At 62.9% G+C, this 5,132-nt stretch carries 3 protein-coding genes and 1 pseudogene; 3 read left to right on the top strand and 1 reads right to left on the bottom strand.

The window, feature by feature from the left end; genetic code table 11:
- The 3 genes and pseudogenes from AC5JJ6_RS40825 to AC5JJ6_RS40815 form a co-directional block, all read left to right on the top strand.
- A pseudogene (locus AC5JJ6_RS40825) lies at window positions 1-718 on the top strand (ISKra4 family transposase); the annotation flags it as partial.
- Window positions 719-1,058: 340 nt separating this feature from the next.
- Window positions 1,059-1,244, top strand: a complete 186-nt coding sequence (locus AC5JJ6_RS40820) for a type II toxin-antitoxin system ParD family antitoxin (protein ID WP_496047539.1) — start codon at window positions 1,059-1,061, stop codon at window positions 1,242-1,244.
- Window positions 1,234-3,987, top strand: a complete 2,754-nt coding sequence (locus AC5JJ6_RS40815) for a PAS domain S-box protein (protein ID WP_496047538.1) — start codon at window positions 1,234-1,236, stop codon at window positions 3,985-3,987. Before AC5JJ6_RS40820 ends, AC5JJ6_RS40815 begins: the two co-directional genes overlap by 11 nt.
- Window positions 3,988-4,161: 174 nt before the next feature.
- Here the strand turns inward: AC5JJ6_RS40815 and AC5JJ6_RS40810 are convergent, their stop codons facing one another.
- Entirely contained in the window at window positions 4,162-4,638 is a 477-nt protein-coding gene (locus tag AC5JJ6_RS40810; protein ID WP_496047537.1) for a CYTH domain-containing protein, read from the bottom strand.
- Window positions 4,639-5,132: the final 494 nt, after the last annotated feature.

Genomic DNA, 5,132 nt, shown 5'->3' with positions numbered 1-5,132 from the left:
CTGCCACTTGCACAAGGTCGCCGACCGGCATGAGGCCGACCTCCGTACCAGCGAACCGGGCTCCAGGAATGACGGTCCCGCCGCTGGCCAGCCATCGCCGATCCCACGGGAAGAGATCATCGTCGGGATCGACGGCGGCTACCTCCGGAACTGGTATGACAAGCAGAAGAAGTTCGAGGTCATCGTCGGCAAGTCGATAACCGAGGATCGCGACGACCGCTACTTCGGCCTCGTCCGCAGTCAGGATGCCGCGCCCAAGCTCGGGCTACGCGAGGTGCTGCGGAGCCAGTGGCTGCCGGCGGATCAGCCGGTCACCGTGCTGACCGACGGCGGTGACAGTGTTTGCGCGTTCGTGGGCGATCTGCCATCCGGCAGCGAGCACCACCTCGACTGGTTCCACATTGCGATGAGGCTGACTAGGCTCGGGCAATACGCCAGAGGTCTGGCGCACTACAATCCCATCGAAGCGGCTGCCCTGCAGGACCGGCTGGAGCAGATCAAGTGGAGGCTGTGGCATGGCGATGCCGGTGAAGCTTTAAACCGCTCCCGTGCGTTGGCCGAGGAGGTCGCCGCCCTGGACAGCGGCTATCCCAGCTTGACGCGGCTGGTCAAGGCGACGGCCGGGTTGACCACCTACATCGAGAACAATTCCGCCGCGATCACGGACTACGCGGAGCGCTGGGACCATGGCGAGATCATCTCGACCGCCTTCGTCTAGTCCACCGTCGATCTCGTCATCAGCAGGCGTTTCGCCAAAAAACAGCAGATGCAATGGTCAAGAAAGGGCGCTCATCGACTCCTGCAGACCCGAACGCGCACCCTTGACGGCACGCTGCGCGACCTGTTCACCAGCTGGTATCCGGCTATGCCCCCTAACGATGTTCAATTCGCCCCGTTCGCCGTCGCAGCCTGAACTACCCCACGGTTTCTGGTGCTCTCGAGGGCAGTCACTCGCCGCTCCCCATCAGCCATGTGACTCACCAAAAGGCTGCCGCCGTAACACTACTGCGTGTGCCGTGTTGTCGCACAACGTGGTTCCAATTCCCCGCGGCAGCTTCATGACCAGACGCATCAGCCAAAGCATTTCTCTCACGCCCGAACTCAACCGCTTCGTCCAGGCCCAGGTGACATCAGGGCGTTACCAGACCGCCAGCGAGGTTATCCGCGACGGGCTGCGCCTGCTCCAGGAGCGAACACGCCCGGTCACCGGCTTCACCATCCCGGTCGGTGATCATGACGCCTGATCACGGTCATGCAGATGGCTCCTGGCTGGTCGGCGGTGGCGCCATGGGGACGCTGATACGGGCGCACAACTGGTCCGGCACCCCTCTCGGTCCCACCGAGGCTTGGCCGCAGAGCCTGAAGACAGCGGTCGGCATCATGCTCAGCACCAAGCACCCGGTTTTCATCTTCTGGAGTTCTGAGCACATCTGCCTCTACAACGACGCCTACGCCGCCTCGCTCGGTCCTGAGAAACATCCCTCCATTCTGGGAGCTCCGGGCCGGCAGGCCTGGCCGGACGCTTGGCCCGTCATCGGGCCGCAGATCAGCCAGGTCATGGCGGGCGGCGAGCCGACCTGGCATGAGAACCAGCTGGTTCCAATCATCCGCAACGGCCGGCGCGAAGACGTCTACTGGACCTACAGCTACGGACCTATCAACGACGCCAGCGCACTCAATGGTGTCGGCGGTGTCCTGGTCCTCTGCACGGAGACCACCCAGGTGGTTGTTTCCCGGCGCACGAGCGAAGAACGCTTCTGGGCTCTGGCGAAAGCCAGTTCCGAAGTCTTTTACCGTATGAGCCCGGATTGGACCGAGATGCGCCAACTTTATGGTCGCGATTTCCTCTCCGACACCGAGGGCGTGAGCACGACGTGGTTGACCGAATACATCCACCCAGACGACCAGCCGCACGTCTGGGGGACGATCCAGGAGGCCATCCGGACGAGGGGTGTCTTCGACCTGGAGCATCGAGTTCGGCAGGTGGACGGAACCCTGGGCTGGGTGCACTCACGGGCGGCACCGATCCTGGACACCGATGGAGAGGTCACTGAGTGGTTTGGGGTTGCCAGCAATGTGACCCCACGCAAGCAAGCAGAAGAAGCAGTGCGTGTGAGCGAAGAGCGTCTCAGGAGTGCCTTTGCGATCAGGACGGTCGGCGTCATGTTCTGGGGGCCAGGGTTCGACCTCACCGAGGTGAACGACGCCTTCCTGATGATGACCGGCTTCACCCGGGAGGAGGCGCTCGGGCTGACATGGCAGGAGCTGACGCCCGAGGAGTTCCACCCGGCCTCGCTCAAGGCGGTCGAGGAGGTGACCACGCTGGGCGAGAGCACCCCGTACGAGAAGCAGTATTTCCGCAAGGACGGGTCGCGCTGGTGGGGCCTGTTCGCGGCGCGCAGGATCGGGGATGAGGTGGTCGAGTTCGTGCTCGACGTCACCCGGCGCAAGCTCGCCGAGGCGGCGCTGCGCGAGACCGAACAACGCTTCCGCCTTGTCGTCGAGAATGCGTGCGACTACGCGATCCTCATCACCGACGAGCAGGACACGATCACTGACTGGTTCCCGGGGGCAGCAAACGTGTTCGGCTGGAGTGCCGAGGAGATAGTAGGTCAACCGAGCACCATCCTGTTCACGCCCGAGGATCGCGAGAAGGGCGTGCCCGCATGGGAGTTCGATATCGCCCGCCAGGAAGGTGCCGCACCCAACGTGCGCTGGCACTTGCGCAAGGACGGTCAGCGCGTGTTCATCGAGGGCCAGAACGTAGCCCTGCGCCATGCCGACGGGAGCTTGCGCGGGTTCCTGAAGATCGGCCAGGACGTCACCGCCCGTCATGCCGCTGAGGTGGCACTGCGGGCGTCGCGTGACGAGGCGGAGGAGGCCAACCGGGCCAAGTCCCGTTTCCTGGCGGCGGCCAGCCACGACCTGCGCCAGCCCGTGACCGCAGCGAACCTCTATATGGACCTGCTGCAGCGCCGTCTGCAGGACCCCGACCACCGAGCCCTGGCCGACCTGGTCCGGACCTCGCTCGACGGCCTGCTGGGCCTGCTCAACGGCCTGCTGGAGATCGCCAGGCTGGACGCCGGCATCGTGCAGCCCGACAAGCAGCCGGTCATGCTGGACGACCTGCTCCATCGTCTGTCGATGGAGTTCGAGGCCCAGGCCAGGGCGGCCCGCCTGTGGCTTCAGGTGCCGCCCTCGTCGGTGGTTGTGTCCACGGACCGCCTCCTGCTGGAGCTGATCCTGCGCAACCTGATCGGCAACGCGCTCAAATACACCCAGCGCGGCGGCGTGTCGGTGGAGGCGCTGGAAGAAGGTGACACGGTACGGATCGACGTCCGGGACACGGGATCGGGCATACCGAAGGACCTGCTGAGCCGGATCTTCGACGACTTCTACCAGGCGGGTGATCCTGCCGGGCAGAGCCGGGGGTTCGGCATCGGGTTGGCCACGGTGCGCCGGGCCGCCCGAGCGCTGGACTGCCGGCTCGAAGTGCAGTCCAAACCGGAGCGGGGCTCGGTCTTTTCCGTCTGGCTGCCGAGGGCCGGGGAGGCAGCGCCCCGGGAGCCGGTTCCTGTCCCAGAGCCGGCCCCGTACGTGGAGGATCTGTCGGGGCACACGATCCTGATGGTCGAGGACGATCTCCTGATCGGCATGGCCCTGGCGATGGAGCTGGAGGAGACCGGTCTCACCATCGTCCGGGCCAACAGCGTAGCCGCCGCGCAGACACGCCTCGATGAACAGTCAACCCGCTTCGACCTGGTTCTCTCCGACTACCAGCTCGGGGACGGCAACGGGCTGCAGGTTATCGAAACCATCAGGGAGCGATGGCCCGCGCCAGCCATCCTACTGACAGGCGACACCGCTCCGGACATCCTGCAGCAGGCCCGAAAAGCATCGGTGCGTCTCATGCACAAGCCTGTGCCCAATCAGGCGCTTCGGCAGGCGATCGCGGAACTCCTCGCCGCTGACAGGAAGGAGCAATAATGCTTCGTTAACCCTGATCCGCTAAAACAATCAGGTCGGCCGGTTTTCCCCTGTTATGGTCGGCAGGTGAAGTTGGTACTTCGATTACCTTTTGAGTAGACGTCTTCTGTGGTTCGTACAACTAGCTCGCTTGGGCGACGGGACGAAGGTAGCACGTTCCGTCGTTCAGTGCGTCTAATCGGCGTCCACCCAGGTAGTGTACGGATGCCGCGACAGGGCTGAGTTCGAGTACCGCGGATCTCCGGTGACCTCGGCACCAATCCATTCAGGCTTCTCAAACGGCTGGTCGGGGTGGTGAAGCTCGACCTCGGCCATAACAAGCCCGGCGTTAACACCCTGGAATTCATCGATCTCCCAGACCACTCCGGCATGAGGCACCTTGTGGCGGACCTTCTCGATCAGGGGATGGTGGCACAGCGAGGCGAGCATCTCCTCGGCGTGGTCGGCCGGGATCCGGTACTCGTACTCGTCCCGCACGAGGCCTGCCGGCTGGCTCTTGATCGTCAGAAAGGCTAAGCCACCGGCTCGCCGGACCCGGATGGTCGGCGGATCACCGCTCTGCTTCAGATAGCCTTGACGGTACGGTTCACCGCCCGTGTTCCTCGGCCATCCATCGCGGACCAGGAACTTCCTCTCGATCTCCAGAGGCATCTTCTCTCCAATGCTCAACTTGATCTTCGACGGGCCTCAACAGCCTCGTGCTCGCTTGATCGCGATGCGCTTGGACGTCATCACCCAGGGGCATAGCTCAGCTGAAGCTGGCAGGCGAGAAGCGAAAAGACAGTTTATTTCCTAAAATTCCACATTTTGGCCTATAATCTTTCGTATACGACCTTTTAGGCAGGTGCGGAGTTCTAAAATATGTGCAAAAAGAAAGCCGCCCCGAAAGGCGGCCTGAGTCTAGGGAGGAAACGCCCAAAGAGGCGTCGCGGTATCGCTACCGCACTGCAACAATGAACCCAGAGCCAAATTTGTTCAATGGAAAATGCAGGTCTACATGCCTGCATTCCTTTGGATCATTATCTCCCATCTAATTTGTTACTCCGCTCTAACACGCTTGCGGCGAGGAATCAGCGTGATGAGATGGACGGCCCCCGCATCCATTTCCGCACGTTGGAACGTCTGAAGACGAAAGCCTGTTAAAA

The sequence above is a fragment of the Skermanella sp. genome, assembly GCF_059503625.1.
Note: the sequence above shows the minus strand (reverse complement) of the source record. Positions and strands in the feature narration are given on the sequence as shown.